Origin of the sequence: Lacticaseibacillus manihotivorans DSM 13343 = JCM 12514 (genome assembly GCF_001435035.1) — a bacterium.
Lineage (GTDB): Bacteria > Bacillota > Bacilli > Lactobacillales > Lactobacillaceae > Lacticaseibacillus > Lacticaseibacillus manihotivorans.
Genome location: NZ_AZEU01000219.1, coordinates 1 through 228 on the forward strand (window position 1 = coordinate 1; position 228 = coordinate 228).

The 228-nt window shown below is 50.9% G+C and carries 1 protein-coding gene; it reads left to right on the plus strand.

The annotated features are described in order from the left end of the window. Nucleotides 1-228 (plus strand): helix-turn-helix domain-containing protein (locus tag FD01_RS15830; RefSeq protein WP_156647308.1); only part of this gene is annotated, 228 nt, incomplete at both ends.

Sequence of the window (228 nt, forward strand, 5' to 3'; positions counted from 1 at the left end):
ATTCCGCCAAGCTGGGAAGTCCAATCGTTGGATTGCTGCTGAAATTGGCGTCTGCACGCAGACCATTAATAATGAAATCAAGCGAGGTACAGTAGATCAGGTCAAGAAGAGTAATCGCAAGCGCGTCTACCATCGACAATACCTGCCAGAGGCTGCTCAGGCACGTTACGAGACTGCACGCTTGAGCTGCCATCATCCTGACAAGTTCGCCAGCGTACAGGTCTTCTT